We start from the raw sequence: 22,858 nt of genomic DNA on the forward strand, positions 1-22,858 counted from the left end.
TGTTGTTTTTCGAATTTGCGTTTTATATATAAATTAGTTAATTGTCCACGTTTCTTTCCCCGCTATAAGTTTATCCAAATCGCCTTTGCCAAATTTATCAATCGCAAATTCTATTTGTTCGTTAAGCAAATCATTATAGGTTGCACGTTCGATGGCATAAAAAACACCAAAGGGCCTTGGGAGATGATCCTCTTTAGATGGGTCGTCGAAGAACCTAGCTAAGATATTTGCCTTTACCTGGTCTTGTTCATCGTGTATCCAGCAATCGTTGGCACTATAATTTTCTCCTATGTTAATAACCTTGGGTTTAAACCCATCCAGAATTATTCCCTTGTCGTTATTTTCACCAAACATAAGTGGCTTCCCGTTCTCAACAAAAAGTGTTTCTAATTTCTTGCTGCTTTTCTCAGTATATATTTCAAACGCTCCATCGTTGAACACATTGCAGTTTTGATATATTTCTATCATCGAAGTGCCTTTATGGTCATAGCCTCTTCTAATTACCATTTGCATGTGTTTTGGGTCTCTGTCCATACTGCGGGCTACGAAGGTTGCATCGGCACCAAGGCTCAAAGCTGCTGGATTAAAAGGATGATCAATACTCCCCATCGGCGTCGATTTCGTTACTTTGCCCGCTTCAGAAGTTGGTGAATATTGTCCTTTGGTAAGCCCATATATTTGATTGTTGAATAACAACAAGTTGATGTCGAGATTGCGGCGAAGTAAGTGTATAAAATGGTTGCCGCCAATAGACAAAGAATCACCATCGCCCGAAATCATCCAAACGGAAAGTTCGGGTCGCGAGGTTTTAATGCCCGTAGCAATTGCTGCTGCCCTTCCGTGAATACTATGTAGCCCATAAGTGTCCATATAATATGGAAATCGGCTGCTACAACCTATCCCCGAAACAAATACAAACTCTTCTTTGGGTCTACCCAAATCGGGCAAAACTGTTTGTACTTGTTTTAGAATACTATAATCTCCGCAACCTGGGCACCAGCGAACGTCTTGATCGCTGGCAAAATCTTTGGCAGTGAGTTTCGGTGCAGTTTGGTCAATAATATTTGACATGGTTTTATGTTTTTAAGGTCTTATATAAGTTCTTTAATTTTGGACACTATTTCATGGGTGGCAAATGGTTGACCCTGCACTTTGCTATAGCCAATTGCATCGATTAAAAACTTTTCCCGAATTATTTTTATGAACTGTCCACTGTTCATTTCTGGTACTAATATTTTATCAAATCCTTTTAATAAATTCTCCAAGTTTGAAGGCAACGGGTTCATATATTTTACTTGGGCATGGCTAACACTATATCCGCTCCCTCTCAACTCGTGAACGGCTGTTTTTATTGCTCCGTAAGTGCTACCCCAACCTAATACCAATAATTTCCCTGTAGTGTCGCCATTGTCTATTTCTTGCAGTGGAATATATTGTGCAATGCGGTTTACTTTTTCTTGGCGTAGGTTTACCATAAATTCGTGGTTGTCGCCATCATAACTAATATTTCCTGTGATATTCTGTTTTTCTAAGCCTCCTATTCTATGTTCTAAACCTGCGGTACCAGGCACAGCCCAAGGCCTAGCAAGTTTTTCATCACGCAAATAAGGCATAAATTTCTCTTCTGTTTGTTTTGCAAATTGGATGTTTATATCACGCAAATCTTTGGCTTGCGGGAAACACCAAGGTTCAGCTCCGTTAGCTATATATCCATCGCTTAATAAAAAAACTGGTATCATGTGTTCCAAGGCTATTCTAACGGCTTCGTATGCCATTTCAAAACAATCGGCAGGGGTGGATGCAGCCAAAATAGCTACCGGACATTCTCCGTTACGCCCATATAAGGCCTGCATTAAATCTGCCTGTTCTGTTTTGGTGGGAAGCCCTGTGCTTGGCCCTCCGCGTTGTATATTACATATCACTAAGGGTAACTCCAATACTGTTGCCAACCCAATTGCTTCCGATTTGAGGGCGATACCCGGTCCACTTGAGGTGGTTATTCCAATACTTCCACCATAAGCTGCACCTATTGCGGCACAAACGCCTGCTATCTCATCTTCTGCTTGGAAAGTGCGAATACCAAAGTTTTTTAATTTGGCAAGTTCGTGTAAAATATCTGATGCTGGGGTAATAGGATAAGTCCCAAGAAAAATAGGTAGCCCACTTTTAACCGATGCAGCCACCAAACCGTAAGACAATGCTTGGTTTCCCATAATACTGCGATAAACTCCGCTTGGCATTTCTGCTCGTTTTACTTCATATCGAGAGTTAAATGTTTCTGTGGTTTCGCCATAATGGTATCCTGCTTTTAAAAGTTTAATATTGGCTTCGGCTATTTGGGGTTTATTTTTAAATTTTGAGGTGATAAACTCAATTGAGTTATCAATACTTCTATTATACATCCAGTACACCAAACCCAGCACAAACATGTTTTTGCTACGGTCTATTTCTTTGGTCCCCATGCCGCTATCTGCCAGGGCCAAGCGGGTTATTTTTGTGATGTCTAATTTCTTTACTTCGTATTTATCAAGGCTTCCGTTTTCAAGAGGGTTTTCTGCTTCTGGAACATTGGCAAGCCTCAAGTTTTTAGTGTCAAATCCATCAGTATTAACTATAATAGTTCCTCCCAGTTTTAGTTGTTTAATATTGGCCTTGAGGGCGGCTACATTCATGGCTACCAGTACATCGCAAATATCACCAGGGGTGTTAATTTTTTTGGAGCCGAAATGAATTTGATAACCCGAAACGCCTGCGAGTGTTCCTTGAGGAGCACGTATTTCGGCAGGAAAGTCGGGGAATGTGGCCAAATCGTTACCATATAGGGCAGCCGCATTGGTAAATTGTGTGCCCGTAAGCTGCATGCCATCGCCGCTATCGCCAGCAAAGCGAATTACCACTGATTCTAATATTTGTTCTTCTGTTACCATGTTGCTATTATATTACTTTTTCTCAAATGGTTGCCGACAAAGTTAAGGAAATATTTGAGTGAGTTGTTTCTAAATTTTTTATTCTTTTTTCATATTTGTATGCAGCGGTTTTGCTCTGCTAAAACTTAAATTGGGCACTAAGCTTTATACCAAAGGCACGAGTATTTGGATTGCTTAAATAGGTTAGTCTGTGTAAAAAATCTATTCTAATTACTTTTAATATGTTTTCGATGCCGTATCCCACCTCTGCATAAGGTTGGTTATTCAATAGCTGGAAACGAGTTATAGTTACATTGTCGGGGTTTGCTTGGGGTAAAAAATCCCAGTTTGCTTGCCTTAAGGAACCCCATAAGGTTTTACCATTGACGAAGAAACGCAGATTCCATTTTTTGATAATAGGCAGCCTACTGAAAAACAAACCTTCAAAGTGGTGTTCGTATTCAGCACTAATAGATTTGTCGGTTACAAATTCAACAAAATTCATCATATTAAATGTTGATGAGTTATATACAAAAGCTTGATTTCCTTTTTGTATGTCGAGCAGTAAATAGGGTATGGTTCCCAAAATATAATTCCCTCTTATTTTATAATATGCTGTTCCTAGTTTTTTTAGGAACACCTTGTGGTCTATATAAAAAGAAAAACTATGATAAGAAAAACTTTTGGGCAATACATCCTTTACTCCAAGAGTATATGAAACATTAAATCTTGGTGATACTGACCCCAGATTAATTCTTTCATTATTGTTCTGTATATATACATCCTTTCTTGAATAAGTGTTGTCAATAGTTAGCGAAAAATCGTTGAAAGTTTTATAATGATTGTTCTGTGCATCATTCCATCCAAAAGTATATAACCCTTGTGGATTGAAATTCTTGGTTCTAATATAGCATAGTGTTGTCAATCCTCTAGTAGGAGCCGATTCTAACCACAATAAATGCTCTGTTGCTAAGTTAAATTTCTTTAAACTTGTAAAAAAAGAAACTACTGCAAATAAATTGTTTTTGGTTGAAAAATTAACATCTCCTAAGCCCAGTCCTTCTATATCGTGTCGGTGTGCATAGCCTGCTTTTATCCATGGTTTGCGGCTGAAAACATAGTCAACACGCACCCTGTATTTTACTCTTTGGTCTTGAAAACCATATGCAACGTACCCTGCAAATTGTAAATCTCGGTTCCATTTATAGCTTGTTTTAAAACCCAATCTTACCTTGTAGCCCTCAACATAATTATGGTTAAACAGATATAAATAATGTCCGAAATCAAGTTTTTTATAATGAAAATACCCATTAGCTATTATATCAACTATATCTGTATACCTTTTTATTACCGGCACTTCTTTAACTGAATCAACCATACTGATAAATCTAGGGTCTGCATCGGCTGTGTTTTCCTGCCTTTTGTTGTTCCAAAAGGAATCTTGGTATAAATGCGAATCTTCATTCACTGTAACTCTATCCTCGAAAAACTTAAGCGGTTTGGGGCTGTTTACTATTATGTTGCTAGAGGTGGTGTAGTATTTTGCAATTACACCTGCTGCTTTCTTTTGAAACTGGTCAATATCTATTGTGATTCTTGTTTTTGAAGGGAGCCAAGGGCCTGCGGTGGTCGCATAAAATTCTTGTTGGAGTTTTATTTTTTCAACGAAGTTTATGTTTGCTGATTTGTCTGTTTCAAGTACCATTCTTTTTAAAGCAAAGGTTGAGTCCTCAATCCAAATGTCGCCCGTGAATAATAAATCTTGAGAATGTTTTTTCCTTAAAGAAATTTGGTAACATTTCTTTCCATCTATATCCATTGAGTCTACTAGTTTTATATAATAAAGTTTTTTTGATTGTGGGTTCAGCGGTGAAGCAAATTGCTTGTCGACAACGGTAATCCAATTATTATAAAAATTATATTCTTGAAATACTGAGGCTGTTAATTGAGAAATGGTGGCACCGTCTTGAACCCCCACCCCTGTTATTTTTACCGCTTTTATAATATCTCGTTCTTTGAGGGGTTTCTTTATGCAATAATAATCGCTCACACTTTCTGAAATAAAAACAGGCAATACAAATTTTCCATCTTCGTTCAATATTTGTTTGTTTGTGTCCATTAAAACTGCTAGTTTTTTTGTCAATGTTTTGTTGGTCATACTTTTTGATAGGTTGTTCACCGCTAGTTCTATCCTATTAAAATTTTCGCACTGATAGGATATCAACAAATCAGGGCTATTATATTGTTTATGAATATATACACTGTCCAATATTCGTAATGCTTTGTTTGCTTTAGGTTTTATTACCACTGCTTTTAATTCTGTGGTTTGTCTACTCAATTTAATGAGCAATATTCCTGTGTCGATTATTTTTATGTTTTTAGTTATAAATCCAGATGCCGATATTTCTAAAGAGTCCAACTGTGTGTTTAGTTGTATAATAAAGCTCCCGTCAAAGTTTGCTTGTGTTTTAGTCCCCGATATAATAGCTTTTATTGTTGCATAAGCCACTGCATCGCCCGACTCTGAATCTTTTACGCTGCCCGAGATGCTTCCTTGTGCGAGTAAATTAATCGGTAAAAAAACAGATAAATATATATATATAACTTTTCTATATACGCTCACTTATTTAACTTTAGCTGTTGTAATAATTAACTTCGTAGAGAGTATATATATATTAGTGTTGGGTCTGTTACTACCATCGCCTGGCACTACTGCAATCCTATCTACTACTTCTATTCCAGAAATAGTTTCTCCATATACTGTATAACTGTTGTCCAAGAACGGTGTTCCTCCTATTGTCTGATATATCTTTCTTTGCTCGGCTGTATATTGCAAACCATTGCGTTTTTCCAACATGTTTAGTGTAAGTGAATCTGTTTTTTTACCTTGTACTATATAAAACTGACATCCACTTGAGGCTTTTTCTGGATTGTCGTTTCTTGCTGCTGCCAAGACCCCCTTTTTATGTATCAATTTTGTGTTAAACTCTGCTGGAACTGTATATCCCACATCGCCATCGCCAAGCATCGCCCCCGCTTGTGCATTTTTCGAGTTGGGGTCTCCTCCCTGAATCATAAAATTATTAATCACTCTGTGAAACAACAGGCTGTCAAAAAAATTCTTTTTTACTAAATCTATAAAATTGTCTCTGTGCTTAGGAGTTTCATTATATAGTTTTAATGTTATATCGCCCATTGTTGTTTTCATCAATACCATATAGGTTGTGTCAATTTTTGGTTTGGTTTGGTTTTTTGAAACCTTTGAGGGTTGCTGGTTTGCAAATGAGTATATTACTAAGCAAACAGGAATAAAATATAATAGTTTTTTCATTTTGTAAATAATATTTAATTATATTATGATTTGGTATGTTATAATGTTTTCTTGTTCAAAATAATTGATTATTTTTTCTTTTAATACCTTTTCCTGAGTAAATATATCAATGGCGGGTAATTCCTTTAATTGCTCATAGTGAGGCCATCCGTCATCATCGTAACCCATCATTTCATAGTACCCATCTTGGCTTAATAGTTTGCAGATAGCTACATGGAAAAAATCCATTTTTTCTTGCTTTTTATATTTGATTTTGGGTTGGTCTGTCTCTCTCTGGCCAATTAAAAAAAGCATGCTATTCAGGTCGGGTGGTTTATTGAATGTTTTTTGCCAATACTGATTTACCTGACTCCACTTTAATATATATTCTTCTTCGCTCATTTTCCCATCACGTTCCATTTATTGTCTATTATTGCTAATGTTATATCGCTTTTTAAGGGTTTCCCTGTGCTATTTATTTTTGCATAATTCACTCTTTTCACCGCTAACCGGTCGTTCCCTTGCCATTTACATGCACCTAAATAGCTAAGTGCCCCATCGGGTTTAAACTCAAATTCTTTTTCAAAGTCTCCTTTTTTATTTAAATATATTTCCACCATTTCAGGCGAATAGGTATTGTACTCAGTACCACTCACTACCGCAAACCTTTTATTGTCGGGTGAAAAAACGGGGAGCCAGTTAGTTTCCACCTTTTTTCCGGTGTTTAAATTTACAACCAACATCACGGCTCCGTTATTGGTAATTCTTTCTACTACGACAACGTTATTTTCCCTATAATGTTTTTTAAATATAAATGTTTTCACTGAATCATATTTGGGCGAAACACTATCTAATATCGCATTGGTAAATGTTAGCGTGGTTTTGTTCGTTAATTTTATTGTTAACGTATTTGCTTTGCGAACAGCTATCGATTGGCTGCCATTCATATATCTTGGCTCGTTGTTTTGTTCACATACCACATAGTCGTTACTACTTGTTTGGCAAGCGGTGTCTATTTGGGCTAAAGCTGTTCCGCAAACAGCAAAGAAATAAATTACCAGAAATATGTTTTTTTTCATTACTAAAAATCAGCTTACAAATATGGGGCAAAAATTATTATTTATATGGGTTAACTTTGTCGCCTAATTTAATACCTATTGTGATATACGATCGTGAACGCCCAAGTTTTGAAGACTCGAACAATGTTACTGTTCAGCGTTGTTTTTTTGCCTACGAATTTGCCGAACCCTACATAACTGGAAAGTCTGTTGCCGATGTGGGTTGTGCCAATGGTTATGGAACAGTGCATTTGGCTAAATTTGCCACGCAGATTAAGGGTCTCGATTATTCCGAAATCACCATTGAAAATAATAAAAAAGAATATGCCGATAAGCCCAACATGTCTTTCCTGCAATGCAAAGTGCCCCCTTTGGATCTAGAAGACGAAAGTGTTGATGTAGTTACAGCTTTTCAGTTTATTGAACATATTCAAGACCAATTGGGCTTTATAAAAGATGTGAAACGGGTGCTTAAACCTGGCGGTGTTTTTATTTGTACCACACCAAATGCTCTTATGTCAATTGCCCGAAACCCTTTCCACGTTCATGAATATTCTTTTGCTGAAATGAAAAGGCACATGGAACAAGTGTTTGGAAGCAGCTATGAACTTATGGGGCTGAATGGCAATGTTGTAGTCAATAAGTATTATGACGATAATTCGCGTTGGGCAAAGAAAATTCTTCGTTTAGACCCTTTGGGTTTACACAAACTAATACCTGCTGCTTGGCTAGTAAGACCCTATAATTACCTAACTAGTAAAATGCGGAAGAACCTAAAGGATACTAATAGCAACACGCTCCATATCACCACAAAAGACTTTGCTCTGCAAAAGGAAAATCTTGATAGCTGCTGGGATATTTTTGCTGTGGCTAAAAAATAACAGCCACTAATTGTCTAATGGTAAGAAAGAATAATTCTTTCCATACTCTAACATTTGCTCCGCAAATGTTTTTGGGTAGCTCACTTTTATTTCCGTTATTTTTCCGTTCACATATACTGGGCTGAGCTTGGGTTGTATGAACCCTTTGTAGGGTGCAACATTTAGTTTGCTATAGCGTGCCAAAACCTCTTTATGTAAATCGCGGTCTACTTTAACACCATAATTTTCAACCAAATTTTTTCCGGCCTCATAATCTCCTTCCGATTTTATGCGTTGTATTTCACGCAGCAGTTCACCAAATATTGTTCTTAGTTTGTCATAGTCATTTATCACGATATATGTTTTTCCGTCTCGGGTTATCATTTCTGTTGTTTTTTCAGGAACGCCTCTTTCGTATGACCATTTAGCTATAAGCTGCCTGTTACGCATATGTGCTTCTTCTAATTCTTTTCCTGGCTCAATACGATTAAGTTGCAACATAAGTCCGTTCATCATATAATTATCATACTCGGCCTTTCCGCAATCTATGGAGGGCATTACACCTATTTCAACAAGTTTTGGGTCTACGATATAATATAGTGCTACCAAGTCTGCCCTTGCTTCTTCCAATGCATTTTGATAGTTTTTTAAGGTAACATCGGGCGTTCCAACACCTGCCTTTATTTGTCCCGAAGCGTGGCCTATCACCTCGTGCATATCGGTGTGCAATTCTCCTGCAAGGGCTCCATATTTTTTGGCCCTTTCTAATATGGTATTGTCTGCCGCAAACTCAGCCATTACTGGACTTTTACTGCTCACCACATTATAAGATTCTACTATGTTTCCTAGGCTTACAGACTTTGACCCATGCATTTGTCTAATCCAGTTTGCATTGGGCAGATTTATTCCTATAGGTGTGTAAGGTGCTGCATCTCCGCTTTCTACTACTATATTGATACTTTTTCCAATAATACCCTTTACTTCTAGTTTTTTATATTCTTGTTGTATTGGCGATTGGTCTTCAAACCATTGTGCGTTGCGGGCTATCGTTTCAATCTTTTTAGTCGCTTCAAAATCTTTGATCGAAACTACCGATTCAAAACTTCCGCGTTTGCCCATTGCATCTTGGTAAACTTCTATAAAACCATTAACCACATCTATGGTGGATTCTACGTCTTTAACCCATTCAATATTATACTCATCCCAAACTATTAGACTACCTGTATTATAAAACTCTATTAGTTTAATTATGGTCTTTTTCTGTTGCTCATTTTCGGCCACCTTGCTTGCCTTGTCCAGCCAAAAAACAATGCGTTCAATTGCTTTACTATACATGCCCCCAACCTTCCACGAGGTCTCTTTAAGCGTCTTTCCTTCCTTTTTTAATTTAGAATTGAGGCCATAAGAAATTGGTGTTTCTGGGACTACAGCCAACGATGGAGACACCTCTACTGGTGCATCTATATTTACAGCACTAATTGTGGCGGGAGAAACCACCTCGTTTTCTACTGTCGGGGTTAATGTTTGAGGTTTTAATGCTGGGTAGGTTTCTGCAAGTTTTTGCATTTGTTCTGGGTTTAAGCCATAGAGGTTTGGTATTTTATTTTCAGATGTATTCCTGTTTTTGTAATAGTTCTCAACTTCTTCTTCGCTCACGTTTTCATAAAAATTATTGCAGGATGTCTTCACATTGTCAACACCATCGGCCAGGTTTACAGTTTTAGAATCCATTTTGGGGTCGAACATCATTGGCGTAAGCATGTTAAAATGCATATCTATATTCATTCCGGGCAGAAGAGGCATTTTGCTTATCTCGCTATTGGCCAACAACTTTTTAAAATATTCGCGGCTAAAAGTAGGAATTATTTTATCACTTGCATAATGGTGATGAATTCCGTTGCTAAACCAAACTCGCTTCGTATATGTTTCGAACAAGCCCCATTCCGGACCACCGCGGTCACCTTTATAGGTATTCCAAATAGTCTCTAGGGTCTTGCGTATTTTAAGGTTGTGTTTATATTTTTGATCATAAATAATGTCTCTTCCGCAAAGTGCTGCTTCATAAAGATAGTATACTAGTTCCTTTTGCTTTAGGCTTAATTTATCAAAATCCTTAATTTGATAACGCAATACTTGTATGTCTCCAAACTTTTCTGCTTCATACTCAAATGCTGTCGGTCCCGTTGGCTGTGTTGGTTTTAGTGCCTTTGCAGAGCTGGTTTGTTTTGCCGTTCGCTTGTTGCTTGCAGGCTTTCCTGGCTGTTGAAGTACTATATTTGCCAAGGCTGCTGTTGTAATTGCTATTGCTGTTAGCATGTAGTGTTTTTTCATGTGTCGTTTTTATTTGGGGTTACAATTTTAGGCTTAATTTAAGCAAATACAAATACGGGAAGTGAAAAAAAATTGTTACAAAGCGTATTGAAAACAGCAACAGTAACAATAGCTTGTTCGGTTTGGCATATTTTTTCGCTGTTTGCACGTCTCCAAAAACCTCTTTATATATTTCAAATATTACTTAGCTTTGCCGCCCCATGGTAGAAAGAGATATTTTAATAGAGGCTTATGAGCATATGTGTTGCGTGGGGGCTATGGCTTCCATCTATGAAGCCAACAGGCAAATATGCAAATATGTACACAGCACTAGCAGAGGGCACGAAGCCATACAATTGGCTGTAGGAATGCAGCTCAAATCCTGCGACTATGTAAGCCCATATTACCGAGACGAAAGTATGTTGTTAGGTATGGGTTTAAGCCCCTATGAGCTGATGCTGCAGCTTTTAGCAAAAGCCGATGACCCTTTTAGCGGTGGAAGAAGTTATTATGCTCACCCTTCGCTAAAAAGAGAAGGATTCCCTCGTATACCACATCAAAGCAGTGCCACAGGTATGCAGGCAATCCCATCTACAGGAATGGCACATGGCATAGCTTATATGGAAAGCATGGGTCTGCTACCTAGTGATGAAAAGCCTATTGTTGTTTGCTCCTTAGGCGATGGGTCTGTTACCGAAGGCGAGGTCTCGGAGGCGTTCCAAATGGCAGTGTTGAAAAAATTGCCCATTCTGTTTTTGGTGCAAGACAACGATTGGGGAATCTCAGCAACTGGTAAAGAAATGCGAGCCGTTGATGCCTATGATTTTGCTGCCGGTTTCGGCAACCTTAAAAGACTTCGTGTGGATGGGAGTAATTTTGAAGATTCGTGGGTTGCTGTGGGAAAAGCCATGGATTGGATTCGGGTTAAAAGAAAACCTTTGCTAATTCACGCAGCTGTTCCACTTTTGGGCCATCACACATCTGGTGTACGCAAAGAATGGTATCGCGGTGATGACGATTTGAAAGAACATCTTTTAAAAGACCCAAAGCCTAAACTAAAAACAACATTAAAAAAACTCGGATTAACAGAAGAAGAACTTAATGATATAGAACATAAAGCCTCGGAACATATAGCAAGTCAGTTTAACTTAGCCTGCAATGCTGCAGAACCAGACCCACTAACAGTTAATGAACATGAGTTTGCAGAGACAGCCATCAAACTAGAAACAGGAAGCCGAAGCCCTACGGATAAAGAACCCTGTTTAATGGTAGATGCTGCTCTTCATGCAGTTGATGAACTAATGGCAAAACATCCTGAATGTTTGTTTTATGGTCAAGATGTTGGCAAAAGGCTTGGTGGGGTGTTTAGAGAAGCTGCCACTCTTGCAGACAAATACGGTGAAAATAGGGTTTTTAATACTCCCATTCAGGAAGCTTATATTATTGGTTCTACTGCGGGTATGAGTGCTGTGGGGCTAAAGCCCATTGTGGAAATACAGTTTGCCGACTATCATTGGACGGGAATTAATCAATTGGTAACTGAACTTTCCAAGTCGTGCTACCTTACAATGGGCAAATATCCTGTAAGTTCTGTCATCCGAATACCTTGCGGGGCTTACGGTGGCGGTGGCCCTTACCACTCAGGCTGCATCGAGTCAACTCTTCTCAATATTCGGGGTATCAAAGTATGCTACCCGTCCAATTCGGCAGACATGAAAGGCTTGATGAAAGCTGCTTTTTATGACCCAAATCCCGTGATAATGCTTGAACACAAAGGTCTTTACTGGAGTAAAAACCCCGGCACAGAAGAGGCGAAATGCACAGAGCCCGACGAAAACTATATCCTTCCTTTGGGAAGGGCCAATATTGTTCTAAGTGCACAAGAAACATGTATTGATGCAGGGGAATCTCTTTGTATTATTACTTATGGGATGGGTGTTTATTGGGCTAAAGCTGCTGCAAAAAACTATCCTGGCTGTGTAGAAATTCTGGATCTACGCACGCTAAACCCCTTAGACGAGGAGGCCATCTTTGATTTAGCTAAACGACACGGAAAATGCATAATACTCACCGAAGAGCCGTTGTTAAATTCTTTTGCTGAGAGTTTGCAAGGTCGCATTTCACAGAATTGTTTTCGTTATTTAGATGCCCCTGTCACGCTAGTTGGTGCATTAAACCTGCCAGCGATTCCAATAAGTCTTGGACTTGAAAGGGCAATGTTGCCAAATCCTGAAATGGTATCTGCCGCTATAGGAAATTTGCTTTCTTATTAATTTAATTGTAAGAAATACACACAAATGCTTTAACCAACGGATCTTTATAAGATATCTTTGCTGCAACAAATAGTATGTTTACCATGAAAAGACTATTATATCTATCCCTTCTCCTCCTTATTGGGTTCGGAACTTCTTCTTTTGGTGTTCAAGAAGATTTTGCTGATAACTTAAAAAAGATTGTTGAAGCCAGTCGTCAGAATTTTGACCCGATAAAAAGTGAGCGAAAGAACGGTATCATTGATATATATTATACTTCAAAAGTTTCATTGCCAAATGCTACAGATACTAGAATTTGGGTAGGTAATGATCAGTTATATTTCACTTGTAAAATGACAGAGAAGAATAATAAAAGCGAAATTGAAGTTGAGTACAAAAAAACCGTTGCGTTGGTGAGGGCCTGTTTGGGAAAATGGAAAGAATTTGTACCAAAAAATACCTCTTTGCATTCCATAGACCAAGGCTTTAAAGAAGAAGCAGCCGAGAAATGTGGTCCTGTGGTAATTGTAAGTATGCAGGACAATCCAGTGAAATATGGCTTTTATAAGGTTATTATTACAGTAAAAACTTTTTAATCGTTTGTTTAGTCTCTGCTCCAAACTGTTCCCTCTTTTCCGTCTTTTATAATAAAACCTGAAGCTTCAAGTCTTTTTCTAATTTTATCTGATGTTTCGTAGTCCTTGCGAAGCTTGGCTTCTTCTCTTATTTGCAAAAGTATTTGCATAGCTATGTCGAGTTTGTCTTCGTTTTGGGTGTGTTCTGACATCAAGCCCAATATATCAAAAACAAACACTTTCATTTCCTTCTTAAACACCTCTAAGTCCGCTGCTGTTATGCATTCTTTTCCGTCGTTAGCTGAATTAATAAACCTAACAGCATCAAACAAATTGGCCAATAATATTGGGGTGTTTAAGTCATCATTCATTGAATCAAAACATTTTTTTCTCCATGCTTCCAAGTTAAATGTTGTTGTGTCACCAGTATCAATTTTTTCCAATAAATCCATCGCACTCATCAATCTTTGAAAACCCTTCTCTGCTGCTGATAATGCTTCGTTGCTAAAATCGAGCGTGCTTCTATAATGTGCTTGCAACATAAAAAAACGGATACTCATGGGGCTATAGCCTTTATCTAAAAGTGCGTGTTTCCCTTCGAAAAGCTCACCTGGCAAAAAAGAATTTCCTTGGCTTTTGCTCATCTTTTGCCCATTAACCGTTAACATATTGGTGTGAACCCAATAATGGGCTGGTGTTGTATGGTGACAAGCGATGTTTTGAGCTATTTCGTTTGTGTGGTGGGTCGGTATAAGATCCATCCCACCACCATGTATATCAAATTCGTTGCCGAGATATTTAGAACTCATTGCCGAACATTCAATGTGCCAACCAGGGAAGCCCTCACCCCACGGGCTTGGCCAATGCATAATATGTTCTGGTTTTGCCTTTATCCAAAGGGCAAAATCTAATCTTCCTTTCTTTTCTTCCTGCCCTCCAAGTTCACGGGTATTGTTAAGCAAGTCATCTAAGTTTCTGTTAGATAATTCTGTATAATTGTTTTCTTCGCTATATCTGTTTACATCAAAATATATGCTTCCATTTTTTTCATAAGCATATCCCTTTTCTATTATTTTTTTTGTCATCTCAATCTGTTCAACAATATGCCCTGTGGCGGTGGGCTCAATGCTGGGAGGAAGCGTATTAAACATTTGCAGTACCGTATGGAAATCTATGGTATATTTTTGAACTATCTCCATCGGTTCTAATTGTTCGAGTTTAGCTTTTTTAGCAAATTTATCATCTCCTTCGTCTTGGTCCCCCTCTAAATGGCCTGCGTCTGTAATATTCCTTACGTAGCGTACCTTATAACCCTGATGTAATAGATATCTAAATAAAATATCAAATGATACATAGGTTCTGCAATTTCCTAAATGTGCGTTACTATAAACTGTTGGCCCACAAACATACATACCTACATGTGACGGTGTAATTGGCTTAAAAACTTCTTTTTGCCCGCTGATTGTATTATATATTTTAAATTCTTCTTTCATTAGTTTTCGGGTACAAATTGTTTTAAAAACCTTAAGTCATTATCAAAGAATATGCGTAAATCACTGATGCCATACTGCAACATGGTAAGCCTTTCTATGCCCATTCCGAAAGCAAAGCCTGAATATATATCTTGATTAATATTACAATTGGCTAATACCTGCGAGTCTACCATACCACAACCCAAAATCTCTACCCAACCGCTGTGTTTGCAAACATTGCAGCCTTTGCCTTTGCATATTTGACAACTAATATCCATTTCGGCACTTGGCTCAGTAAAGGGAAAGTAGCTAGGCCTAAATCGTATTTTTACTTCCTCATTAAAGAACTGTTTCACAAATTCATATAAAGTATATTTTAAGTCAGCAAAAGAAACATCCTTATCTATATATAAACCTTCTACCTGATGAAAAAAACAATTTGCTCTTGCTGATATAGCTTCGTTTCTATAAACCCTGCCTGGCATAAGACTTCTAATAGGGGGTTTAGTACTCTCCATTAACCTTACTTGCACACTACTGGTATGTGTACGCAAGGCATAATCGTTATTAATAAAAAACGTATCTTGCATGTCCCTAGCTGGGTGTTCAGCTGGAAAATTTAAAGCACTGAAATTATGCCAATCGTTTTCTAATTCTGGCCCATTTGAAATAGTAAAACCAAGTTTTGAAAATAATTCTACTATACTATTTAATGTAATTTGCAAAGGATGTCTAGAACCTGAATATTGACCACCTTGAGCCAGCGTATAATCAAAAACAGTTTGGTTTTTTATAGTTGCCACATGGTGAAGCTCTTTGTTTTTTTCAAACTTTGCTTCTGCATGTTGCTTTAAATCATTTATATACTGTCCTATTTGTTTTCTTTCATCAATACTAGTATTTTTTAAAAGGCTGAACAAATCTTGTATTGGACTTTTTTTGCTAAGATATTTTAACCTGAAAGTCTCTAAACTTTCAGTAGAATCAATTGTAAATAAATTGATATCATTAATTAACTCTTTACATCTATCCTGAACCATACTGCAAAATAAAAGGATTTAAGGTCTTATAAAAAATTTGATTTTATTTTAGACTTTTCAACAGTATTATAATTTAATATAAACTTTTAAACTTTAATCTTTCTCTATTCTTATGTCTGTGGATTTGTAGAATATATATATATTAATATATTTGTTTAGTACAGTATTAACATAGTTTCTAACACCTATTAACAAATTACTTTCATTCTATTTTATTTATATTTAATGATTTAAGTTAGATATAAGAAGGGCTTGATAAGTAACTTAACATGCAATTGTGAACAGTTATTGTAGTTAATAAGAGTAGATTTAAGGTTTATAAGGAGCGTATATTATAACTAAAATGTATATATGTATAGGTTAAGTTTTAACAACTAAAATTATAATAAAACTTAGAACAGTTAACCCACACAAAAAGGAGGTTTTATTAAATATTTGTTGATTTTATTTTTGCAGTATTATTAAAATTTAACCTTATCTAGGTCAATATTAATATTATCTAGATCAATATTTTGTGTTATAGGTATTATATCATCGAACAAAAACGTTTTTTCGGGATTTTTGCCCTTATTTATATAACCATCATCCATTTTATTATTCAAATTTATATCGTCCACAATCCTTATCCTATAGTTTCCGGGCAACAAATATTTATATTCTAGTTTATTAGAACCATTTATAATATTACTCCTTATAGGGTTTAGTTTTTCATCGAGTAGTTCTACCAATAAGGGTTTGGCTTGTGTTTGATTCATGGTTATTATTAAGCTACCATATAAATCCGATTTTTCTGTTTTGAATTTTATGGAAAAGGAATCTATTTTTTGATTAAAAATATCATTAAAAGCTCCATCTTTAAATTTTATTAAATAATTCTTGTCTGGTTTTAAATCTATTGGTAATACATATTGACTTTTTTCGTTATCTCTAAAAAAGGAGTTACCTACGTATTTTATTTTAATAGAATCTTCGTACAGTTCCAGGTTTCTATCATCATAGTTCCAAATAGGACTGTGAAAACGGATGTTTAAGGTATCAAATAAATCTAGCTTACCGTTTTCTTTGATATTATTTGTAAGCCAGCATTGCCGCCTTATTTTATTGCTCATTTGGTGTGCCATTGTTACATCACGCCACCACCAATCATTCACATACACATCAAAATGTCCGTCCTGCATTTCAGCCGAGGGAGAAAACCAAATTAAGGTGTCTTCATCAATTCCACCGAATTCTAATAAGTAAGCCTCATCTGTAAACAAGTTGTTTTCCACCAATCTTTTATAAGCACCTTTGGGAGCCACAACAAATTCGAAAACACCATAGTTTTTACAGAAGTATTTTCTAAGTTCAGGCGTCTCTAAACTTTTATCATATGATGTTCTAATTGTAATATTATTGGTATTGCTATCTACGTAAAACATAGGACCATAAAAACCAAACATTTCATTTTTGTCAGGCTTATTATTGTTGTTCTCGTCTTTGAAAACATAGATTCTATAGTTCTCGTCCTTTACTCCGCCGAAATCAAACTCACCCTTACTGCTTGAGAAGGTGACGTAATCAGGTTCTGTTCTAAATATGGAAGAGTCTTCATTTTGTTTATTTAAAATAACAGTATATCCCGTGCCGTCATGTCCTGTGTACGCATCAATTATATTTCCTTTTATATTTCCCTTATTGATTATATTTCCTGTAGAAAAATAGAAATCAATTAAGTTATTGGTATTCCCTTCGTTTATATCAGAAATTGCTTCTTTTAACTGTATATGATATGTTGTGTTTGGTTTTAAGGAATCTTTTAGCTTTATATTTAATACCTTTCCGACTGCTTCATATTCTGGAGGATTAGTTTGCTTTGGGAAAATATTAATATTGTTTTCTCCACGAATCAATAGGATGTTTTCATCAAAACGAAGCTTAATAATATTACCAGTAAAATTGATGGAATAATTTTCTGGGATTGATTTGATTTGTTTTGGTGGAGTTTTGTCTTTTTGCCCTCCAGAGGGAGTGCCGATATTCGCACATGAAGCAAATAAAAGCAATGTAAAAGTAAAGTATAATGTTTTCATTTCTTTTTTATAACATAGAGCATGCTTGAGTACTTATGGTTGCCTGCGGCTTTAATATTAGATATCAAACCGCGGTAAAAGCCACGCAATATTTTCATTCCTCTCCCGTTATGCATTTCACTTCGCATACTCACATAAAAGGCATCGTAAAACATTCCTCTTTTTTCTACTATTTTAAAACCTAAGCGATTCATTAGGACACCCATATCTTCCGGAGAAAAGTGATAGATATGCCGCGGAACATCGTATGCATCCCATTTTTCTTTATAATGTAAAGCATCATAGCTTTTTCTGTTGGGGACAGCTATAAACAAAGTTCCCGAGTCTTTTAATATTCTATGAAACTCTAGTACAGTTTCATCTATGTCGTACACATGTTCAAGGACATGCCATAATGTAATTATATCATATTTGTTGTTACCTTGATTTTTTATTTCAGCATTTGGAAAAACGTTTATGTCATATCTTTCCTTTACCACATTTCTAGCATTTTCCGACACATCCATTCCTGTTGATTTCCAACCTTGCTGTTTGCAAAAGTTAAGAAAATTACCTAGTCCACAACCGTAGTCAAGAATCTCTCCAGTTATCTTTTGGTATTTAGAAATTACTTTAAGTTTCCATTTTAAGTTTCTATTTCTAACCCAGCGGTACAAATATAAAACAAAGCTTTTGTCGTTGTCTTGGTGCGACACATATTTATCGCTTTCATAATACCTGCCGCACTCATTAAAATCGGGCCTCGGATTTGTAAAAACAAACCCACAATTATTGCATTGATCTAGGCTAAAATCTTCCCCAGAAGCAACATAATCTTTACATGAAAGAAAACGTTTTAATAAATCTTCTTTGCAAACAGGGCACAATATTAATTTTTCCATATGTTTATTTTCCCAAATGAACCAGTAGCAAGGACACATCCGAAGGGTTTACACCACTAATTCTGCTAGCCTGTCCGAGTGTTCTTGGTTTTTGTTTAATTAGTTTTTCTCTTGCTTCGCTTGAAAGGTTGTGGACAATAGAATAATCAAAACCATCAAAAATGACCAAATCATCAAATTTTAGTAGCTTTAATGCAAGCTCTTTTTCCTTTAGGATATAGCTTTCATACTTTATCAAAATTTCAGCTTCAATTTTTGTTTCTTCATCAAACAGAGACAAAAATTTAGCAATTTCGGAGTTATTCATTTCTAATCCCAAAAGGGAAACTTGTGGCCTTGTTATAATAGAAATTAGTTTAACCTGTTGGCTAATGTTTGAGGAACCCACAGAGTTCAAATAGTCATTTACCGAATCAGCAGCAACGCTGGTTTTTTTAACAAAGTCAATTATTTTGAAAATATTGGACTCCTTTTCTTGTTTTCTTAATAATCGAGTATCTGAAGCCAGACCAATTTTATGCCCAATATTTGTTAGTCTCAAGTCGGCGTTATCCTGTCTTAATAGAATTCTAAACTCAGCTCTTGAGGTAAACATCCTATAAGGCTCATCTGTGCCCTTGTTTACGAGGTCGTCTATTAGAACACCGATATATGCTTCCGATCTATTTAGAATCAAAGGCTCTTTTTCTGTGTTTTTTAAATGGGCATTTATTCCAGCCATTAAACCTTGACAGGCCGCTTCTTCATATCCCGTAGTGCCATTTATTTGTCCTGCAAAATAAAGGTTTGTTATATTATGTGTTTCTAATGTTGGCTTTAGTTGGGTAGGAGGGAAGTAATCATATTCAATTGCGTAACCTGGTCTAAACATTTTCACCTTTTCAAAGCCTGCAATTGCCCTTAATGCTTTTATCTGAATATGGTCGGGCAAGGAAGTAGAAAACCCATTAACATAGATTTCGACAGTGTTCCAGCCTTCAGGCTCTACAAAAATCTGGTGTCTTTCCCTTTCCGAAAACCTGTTTATTTTATCTTCTATTGAGGGGCAGTACCTTGGACCAAGGCCTTTTATTCTTCCAGAATACATGGGAGATTTATCAAAACCCTCTTTTAAATAGCTATGTACCGTTTCGTTAGTATAAGTAATCCAACAACACCTTTGTTCTTTAGGTTTTGGTGTGTTGGTGTAGGAAAATTTTCCAGGGTTTTCGTCTCCCAATTGAGTTTCCATTTTTGAATAATCAAGTGTTCTACCATCAACCCTTGGGGGTGTTCCTGTTTTCATTCGACCCGACTCGAACCCGATTTCCTTAAGCTGTTCTGTTATACCCGAAGAAGACTTTTCGCCCATCCTGCCGCCGCTCATTTGGGTTTCTCCAATATGGATTATACCATTCAAAAACGTACCGTTTGTTAATATAACAGATTTAGAATAGATGCTTCGTCCTGCAGAGGTCTTAACTCCTACAACAGCCTTGTCTCTTATCAAAAGCTCTCGTACTGAGTCTTGCCAAAAATCAACTCCAAGATTTTGTTCCAATTGATTTCTCCATTCTAATGCAAACAAAGCCCTGTCGTTTTGAGTCCTCGGGCTCCACATTGCTGGTCCCTTAGACCTGTTTAACATTCTGAACTGTATAGTGGAAAGGTCTGATACAATACCTGATAGGCCGCCGAGAGCATCAATTTCTCTTACAATTTGTCCTTTTGCTACTCCACCCATGGCGGGGTTGCAACTCATCTGTGCAATTTTGGCCATGTCCATAGTTATGAGCAGCACAGAGGAACCCATTTTTGCAGCAGCATTAGCTGCTTCACAACCAGCATGACCAGCACCAACCACTATTAAATCATATTCTTTAAACACCTCGTTTTATATTATAACTCTGTTTCACGTGAAACAATAAAAGTTTAGCTATGTATTGCGATTCCTTTTCCCTCATCCTTTCTCTTTCTGTCTTTTTTTTATCGTTGTAACCGACGAGGTGCAGTATTCCGTGGGCGATTACCCTATAAAGCTCCTCAGAAAAACTTAATTTTAGATTATTGCTGTTTTCTAATACGCTATCTACACTAATATATATTTCAGACTCAACTATATTCAATTCCGAATCGGCAAGATCAAAGGTTATAATATCTGTATAATAATCATGCGACAAATATTGCTTATTTATATTTAGCAAAAACAAGTCATCACAAAAAATCAAATTAATTTGTTTCACGTGAAACGATTCAGACTGAACAATTGACTCCATCCAAGCTTTAATGATTCTTTTTTGTTTCACTTGAAAATTAACCCCGACAGAAAAAATACCGATTTTTGGCAATACTATAAAACAATTATCTGATTAGATCGAAAACGCCACTGTAGTTTTTATGTAGCTTGTCAAGTCCTTTTATATATCCCCAAAACATATAGGTTGATTCGGGGTAATAATTCCCGTGAGAGTCTTTACCGTCCCAACCCTTTCTTATTTCATCTCCTTCCAGGGTTTTCAGTATGCTTCCCCAGCGATCGTATATTCTAACATATGATTTATCGTAATCTATATATGAACCAACCGGTTTCCATTTTCTATTTACGCCAAAAGGACAAAAAGCATTTGGAAAATAGATTTGGTGCTCACGCAATTCACAGAATATGTTTGAACGTGATCGTTCAACCTTTCCAGTATATGGATTTGTTTTCCCTTCTACGGCCTCAATATAGTAGCAAACACCATGGCAGCTCATGTCATACGGCAATTCTAAATCATGATAAAAACTGTCTGTTGGTTTATTTGCTCCCAATAAATTATAAGTACTTGCAGCCCCACAATTTCCACCTCTATAAACATAATACAAAGAAACTCCGTTGTACGGCCAACCTTGATAATGAAACCATTTAAGCTCTAAATCTGTATCGTACAAACCAAGAATACCAAAAGAGTCTAAAATCATATTATTGGCAATATTGGAACCACTGTCTGATATGTTCCCGCAGTTGTCAAAAACTTGTATTTTATAATAATACCTTTTATTAGCTACGTCTACTTTAGAATCAGTATAGGAATATATAAATTGGTTATTAAAAGGAATTTTGGCAGTTTGCAACCATGAAAAGGAATCTCCTTCACTTCTCAATAGTTTAAAAGAGCTTATTGCGGCAGAGGTGTCTGTTACCCATTCAATTTCAACTTTTTGGTCATCGGTAACTGTTGCATGATTTATATAGTTAATTTTAGGCTTTTTAATATTTTTTAAGTTATAACCAATAATATTTGATGTCGAAAAAACCTTACTATCATCTCTTGTTGCTCTTACAAAAACAGCAACACTATCGCCTGAAACAAGGCTAGCTATTTGGGCAGAATCGGTAATACCGTCTACTGTTTTTTCCAAAACAAACGGACTACCATTTCTTGAAACATATACATCGTATTGGAGTACTTGCCAAGCCTGGTAAAGGGTCCAGCGAATACTTACAAAACCCTTACAATCATTTAATTGACTACTTAAAAGGATGGAACTATGGAAGGATGGAACAGCAGCCGTTAAACCACAGCTATCGAAAGCAGCAATACCAAAAGAATAGGAAGAGTCTTTAACATTAGAGCCTTTAATAATAAAAAAGGTATCAGAGGTTTGCCCGATGATAATGTTAGAGGCTCCAAGATTTTGAACTATTAAATAACCAGCAATGTCAGGTGAACTATTTTTCTGCCAACCTAAGAAAAGGTCACCATTTACATAGTTAACACTCACAGAGTCTAATGACGATGTTTGAGGCCTGTTAATGTCTATAGTTATTGTGTCGGAAGCAAGTGAGGAATCGCCATTACAAAGATTATGATATATAAGAAAATATTGCCAATCTTTAGATATTTTATTAGCTCCTTTGTGCGAATAAGTATTTTGTGCCAAAAACATTACACTATCAATAATATCAAAAGACTTGGTGGTGTCTTGTCTTCCCCAAATATGCATACTTATAAAGCCATTACAGCCATCGGTTGGGGTAATCCAATATAGTATAATGTCAGAATCATTATCGGAGACACACGCCCTCCTTAAGTTAGGGGTCTGAGAAAATGAATTATGCATTGTAAAACACAGCACAATAAACAACATTAATCTTTTCGT

17 protein-coding genes are annotated in these 22,858 nt (G+C 36.6%); 3 read left to right on the forward strand and 14 right to left on the reverse strand.

Annotation, left to right across the window (positions count from 1 at the left end; genetic code table 11):
- Positions 1-33: 33 nt before the first annotated feature.
- From SGJ10_00195 to SGJ10_00220, 6 genes are all read right to left on the reverse strand, one after another.
- On the reverse strand, positions 34-1,071 hold the full coding sequence (locus SGJ10_00195; GenBank protein ID MDZ4756541.1) for a 2-oxoacid:ferredoxin oxidoreductase subunit beta: 1,038 nt from the start codon (positions 1,069-1,071) through the stop codon (positions 34-36).
- A 20-nt stretch (positions 1,072-1,091) separates the two neighbouring features.
- Positions 1,092-2,927: a 2-oxoacid:acceptor oxidoreductase subunit alpha gene (locus tag SGJ10_00200; protein ID MDZ4756542.1), complete on the reverse strand. Its 1,836-nt coding sequence runs from the start codon at positions 2,925-2,927 to the stop codon at positions 1,092-1,094.
- A gap of 118 nt (positions 2,928-3,045) precedes the next feature.
- Positions 3,046-5,529: a DUF5686 family protein gene (locus SGJ10_00205; protein ID MDZ4756543.1), complete on the reverse strand. Its 2,484-nt coding sequence runs from the start codon at positions 5,527-5,529 to the stop codon at positions 3,046-3,048.
- Positions 5,530-6,237, reverse strand: coding sequence for a peptidylprolyl isomerase (locus SGJ10_00210; protein ID MDZ4756544.1), 708 nt, complete (start codon positions 6,235-6,237; stop codon positions 5,530-5,532).
- Between the two features lie 18 nt (positions 6,238-6,255).
- Positions 6,256-6,636 (reverse strand): hypothetical protein, encoded by a 381-nt coding sequence (locus SGJ10_00215; protein ID MDZ4756545.1) that lies wholly within the window; start codon positions 6,634-6,636, stop codon positions 6,256-6,258.
- Positions 6,615-7,295, reverse strand: a complete 681-nt coding sequence (locus tag SGJ10_00220; protein ID MDZ4756546.1) for a hypothetical protein — start codon at positions 7,293-7,295, stop codon at positions 6,615-6,617. The genes SGJ10_00215 and SGJ10_00220 overlap by 22 nt, the downstream gene beginning before the upstream one ends.
- An 80-nt stretch (positions 7,296-7,375) precedes the next feature.
- Here SGJ10_00220 and SGJ10_00225 point away from each other — a divergent pair, with 80 nt between their 5' ends.
- A complete protein-coding gene (locus tag SGJ10_00225; GenBank protein MDZ4756547.1) occupies positions 7,376-8,155 on the forward strand; it encodes a class I SAM-dependent methyltransferase in 780 nt (259 codons plus the stop codon).
- A gap of 6 nt (positions 8,156-8,161) precedes the next feature.
- Here SGJ10_00225 and SGJ10_00230 read toward each other — a convergent pair whose 3' ends face one another.
- The gene (locus SGJ10_00230) at positions 8,162-10,465 is read right to left on the reverse strand and encodes a dihydrofolate reductase (protein ID MDZ4756548.1); all 2,304 of its coding nucleotides are present in this window, start codon (positions 10,463-10,465) and stop codon (positions 8,162-8,164) included.
- A gap of 200 nt (positions 10,466-10,665) precedes the next feature.
- Between SGJ10_00230 and SGJ10_00235 the strand changes: the two genes are divergently transcribed.
- Both SGJ10_00235 and SGJ10_00240 read left to right on the forward strand, forming a co-directional pair.
- Positions 10,666-12,717 carry a thiamine pyrophosphate-dependent enzyme gene (locus tag SGJ10_00235; protein MDZ4756549.1) on the forward strand — a complete coding sequence of 684 codons (2,052 nt, stop codon included), beginning with the start codon at positions 10,666-10,668 and terminating at the stop codon, positions 12,715-12,717.
- An 83-nt stretch (positions 12,718-12,800) separates the two neighbouring features.
- The gene (locus tag SGJ10_00240; protein MDZ4756550.1) at positions 12,801-13,292 is read left to right on the forward strand and encodes a hypothetical protein; all 492 of its coding nucleotides are present in this window, start codon (positions 12,801-12,803) and stop codon (positions 13,290-13,292) included.
- A gap of 8 nt (positions 13,293-13,300) precedes the next feature.
- On the opposite strand, the gene cysS is transcribed toward SGJ10_00240, so the two are convergent.
- From cysS to SGJ10_00275, 7 genes are all read right to left on the reverse strand, one after another.
- Positions 13,301-14,764, reverse strand: a complete 1,464-nt coding sequence (cysS, locus tag SGJ10_00245; protein ID MDZ4756551.1) for a cysteine--tRNA ligase — start codon at positions 14,762-14,764, stop codon at positions 13,301-13,303.
- Positions 14,764-15,783 carry a phenylalanine--tRNA ligase subunit alpha gene (locus SGJ10_00250; protein ID MDZ4756552.1) on the reverse strand — a complete coding sequence of 340 codons (1,020 nt, stop codon included), beginning with the start codon at positions 15,781-15,783 and terminating at the stop codon, positions 14,764-14,766. Before SGJ10_00250 ends, cysS begins: the two co-directional genes overlap by 1 nt.
- A gap of 461 nt (positions 15,784-16,244) precedes the next feature.
- Positions 16,245-17,855, reverse strand: coding sequence for an Ig-like domain-containing protein (locus SGJ10_00255; protein ID MDZ4756553.1), 1,611 nt, complete (start codon positions 17,853-17,855; stop codon positions 16,245-16,247).
- Positions 17,852-18,736 carry a class I SAM-dependent methyltransferase gene (locus SGJ10_00260; GenBank protein MDZ4756554.1) on the reverse strand — a complete coding sequence of 295 codons (885 nt, stop codon included), beginning with the start codon at positions 18,734-18,736 and terminating at the stop codon, positions 17,852-17,854. The genes SGJ10_00255 and SGJ10_00260 overlap by 4 nt, the downstream gene beginning before the upstream one ends.
- Before the next feature lie 4 nt (positions 18,737-18,740).
- Positions 18,741-20,603 carry a tRNA uridine-5-carboxymethylaminomethyl(34) synthesis enzyme MnmG gene (gene mnmG, locus SGJ10_00265; GenBank protein ID MDZ4756555.1) on the reverse strand — a complete coding sequence of 621 codons (1,863 nt, stop codon included), beginning with the start codon at positions 20,601-20,603 and terminating at the stop codon, positions 18,741-18,743.
- Entirely contained in the window at positions 20,596-21,021 is a 426-nt protein-coding gene (gene ybeY, locus SGJ10_00270; GenBank protein ID MDZ4756556.1) for an rRNA maturation RNase YbeY, read from the reverse strand. Before ybeY ends, mnmG begins: the two co-directional genes overlap by 8 nt.
- A 55-nt stretch (positions 21,022-21,076) precedes the next feature.
- A complete protein-coding gene (locus SGJ10_00275; GenBank protein MDZ4756557.1) occupies positions 21,077-22,819 on the reverse strand; it encodes a hypothetical protein in 1,743 nt (580 codons plus the stop codon).
- Positions 22,820-22,858: the final 39 nt, after the last annotated feature.

The organism is Bacteroidota bacterium, assembly GCA_034439655.1.
Classification (GTDB): Bacteria; Bacteroidota; Bacteroidia; order UKL13-3; family UKL13-3; genus CANJUD01.

What these genes read in the sequence shown, in the direction of transcription:
- SGJ10_00195 (MDZ4756541.1), bottom strand. Translation starts at nt 1,071, where the DNA reads ATGTCAAATATTATTGACCAAACTGCACCGAAACTCACTGCCAAAGAT.
- SGJ10_00200 (MDZ4756542.1), bottom strand. Translation starts at nt 2,927, where the DNA reads ATGGTAACAGAAGAACAAATATTAGAATCAGTGGTAATTCGCTTTGCT.
- SGJ10_00210 (MDZ4756544.1), bottom strand. Translation starts at nt 6,237, where the DNA reads ATGAAAAAACTATTATATTTTATTCCTGTTTGCTTAGTAATATACTCA.
- SGJ10_00215 (MDZ4756545.1), bottom strand. Translation starts at nt 6,636, where the DNA reads ATGGAACGTGATGGGAAAATGAGCGAAGAAGAATATATATTAAAGTGG.
- SGJ10_00220 (MDZ4756546.1), bottom strand. Translation starts at nt 7,295, where the DNA reads ATGAAAAAAAACATATTTCTGGTAATTTATTTCTTTGCTGTTTGCGGA.
- SGJ10_00230 (MDZ4756548.1), bottom strand. Translation starts at nt 10,465, where the DNA reads ATGAAAAAACACTACATGCTAACAGCAATAGCAATTACAACAGCAGCC.
- SGJ10_00235 (MDZ4756549.1), top strand. Translation starts at nt 10,666, where the DNA reads ATGGTAGAAAGAGATATTTTAATAGAGGCTTATGAGCATATGTGTTGC.
- SGJ10_00240 (MDZ4756550.1), top strand. Translation starts at nt 12,801, where the DNA reads ATGAAAAGACTATTATATCTATCCCTTCTCCTCCTTATTGGGTTCGGA.
- cysS (MDZ4756551.1), bottom strand. Translation starts at nt 14,764, where the DNA reads ATGAAAGAAGAATTTAAAATATATAATACAATCAGCGGGCAAAAAGAA.
- SGJ10_00250 (MDZ4756552.1), bottom strand. Translation starts at nt 15,783, where the DNA reads ATGGTTCAGGATAGATGTAAAGAGTTAATTAATGATATCAATTTATTT.
- SGJ10_00255 (MDZ4756553.1), bottom strand. Translation starts at nt 17,855, where the DNA reads ATGAAAACATTATACTTTACTTTTACATTGCTTTTATTTGCTTCATGT.
- SGJ10_00260 (MDZ4756554.1), bottom strand. Translation starts at nt 18,736, where the DNA reads ATGGAAAAATTAATATTGTGCCCTGTTTGCAAAGAAGATTTATTAAAA.
- SGJ10_00275 (MDZ4756557.1), bottom strand. Translation starts at nt 22,819, where the DNA reads ATGCATAATTCATTTTCTCAGACCCCTAACTTAAGGAGGGCGTGTGTC.